Raw genomic sequence first — 1,813 nt, forward strand, 5'->3', positions numbered from 1 at the left:
GCTTCGAGGGCGGCAAACTCGTCGAACGCCCCGACGACCACGCCCCACCCACCGCCGCCTAAACAATCTTGACCCACAGGTCTTGACTATTCCTCGAGCTGGTTGCCCAAACCGGCGAGGAGCTCGCCACCGACGCACTGGCCGATCTGTTGGCTTCGATCCTCGGCCGTCGCGTCGGGCTGCCGCAAGTGCACCCTGCCAGTGACTTGCTGGGCGACGCCTACATCGACCCAGTTCGCAGACGCCTCCTCCGCCAGGGCCACACCGTGTTTACTTACTCGGACGATTTCCGGATCAGTTCCCCTTCTCTCGGCGATGCTCGTGCGTCGCTAGAAGCATGCGCAATGGAGGTACGAGCCCTCGGCCTGGTACTCAACGAGCGCAAGACCTTCACATACGGCGCGGGAAACTACCGGAGTTCCCTTACGTCGTTCGCCGACGCCGAGCAGCGTCTGTTCGCTGGCGGCGAGTCAGCCGACCCGCTCAGCGGTTTGGGGTTCCTGGGCCCGGATTATAGCGACGAGGGGCGTGCCTCTGCGACGCTATTGACACCTGGCGGCACGCTTCTGGACAGCGTCGATGAAGACGAAGTGCTTGCCGCGGACTACGGCGAAGAGTCCGAAGACATCGACCCTCGGCGTCTGCGAGCTGCGCAGCAGGCGTGGGAACTTTGGGAGAATGAGGACGAATCCGAGGAGGTGCAGGCTGCGCAGGAAGCCGCGATCACCCAGTCTCTACTTGGCCGCGCCTTGCCGACGCTCGGCGCAGCCGGCGACTCCCGGCCATTGGGCTCCCTGTCAGCGCTGTTCCGCCTTGAGCCTGCCCTCACTCCGCAGATCGCTGCATACCTGGATGCATACGGGAGGAACGGCCGGCGTGAGCGTGCCGATCTCCGTAGTGCACTTGATGATGCCGTCACCGGCAATATCCTCAGCGCATGGCAAGGCATGTGGCTAGCGCAGGTCGCTGGTGGTGTTCGGCATTCACAACACAGACACACCTACGAAGATTGGCTCGCCCAGTGCATTACAGATGGCCATGACGGCCTGGCCGCCACCGCGGCGGCCGCGTTGGGACGGATCGGACGGGGTGATCCTGATCTAGTCGCGGCCGCCGTCGATCGGGTTGGCCCGGAATGGCGGCGTCTAGCGTACTCGGGCTTGATCGGCCTTGACAGCGCGAGAGCGGAAAAGACAGCCGACGACGAACTGGACCGGCTGCTCCTCCAGGCTGTGACACCACAATGACCAAGCCAGTTCCGCTGGTCCCATCTGCTGAAGCCGAGGCGTCGTCGGCGTTGCTGTTTCGCACGCTTGGGGCCCATCGTGCTGCGGTCGCGGCTTTGAAACCGCAGCAACGTACACGGCTGCGGGTAGCACCGGATGGGAATCCGGTCCAGGACAGGTGCCAAGCCACATTGATCAGGCTGCTGTCAATCACTGAGGCGTTCGCGTCGGACATGCTGTCACGCGAAGTCAACAGAGCAGTTGCAGGTGCGCGAAGCGCTGCCGCCATCAGAGTGGCTGAAGATGCCGTTATCCGCCGCACCAGCACCTGGAATGACCAGAAGAACGCCTACAAGGATTGGCTCGACGTTGACGAGGATTGGAAGGCGGTTGAGCGACTAGCTGAAGCGCGCAACGCCGTCGCCCACGGCTTAGGGAGGCTGACAAGGCACCAGCTGCGGAACGAAAAGACCGAACAGAGGGTCAAGGAGAGACTTATTGATTGGTAGTGCAAATGTGGCGTGTCTAGTCTGCGGCGTAGCGGACTTCGTCCTTGCCGAAGAAGGCTTGTACGCGTTCGGGCTGGT

General features: G+C 62.8%; 2 protein-coding genes. Both read left to right on the forward strand.

What is annotated here, in order from left to right:
* Positions 1-149 precede the first annotated feature (149 nt).
* Positions 150-1,247, forward strand: a complete 1,098-nt coding sequence (locus AC07FN_RS45820) for an RNA-dependent RNA polymerase family protein (RefSeq protein WP_478401370.1) — start codon at positions 150-152, stop codon at positions 1,245-1,247.
* Positions 1,244-1,735 (forward strand): hypothetical protein, encoded by a 492-nt coding sequence (locus tag AC07FN_RS45825; protein ID WP_478401371.1) that lies wholly within the window; start codon positions 1,244-1,246, stop codon positions 1,733-1,735. Before AC07FN_RS45820 ends, AC07FN_RS45825 begins: the two co-directional genes overlap by 4 nt.
* The last annotated feature ends 78 nt before the right edge of the window (positions 1,736-1,813 follow it).

The sequence above is a fragment of the Saccharopolyspora sp. NPDC045941 genome (genome assembly GCF_056431445.1).

What these genes read in the sequence shown, in the direction of transcription:
- AC07FN_RS45825 (WP_478401371.1), top strand. Translation starts at nt 1,244, where the DNA reads ATGACCAAGCCAGTTCCGCTGGTCCCATCTGCTGAAGCCGAGGCGTCG.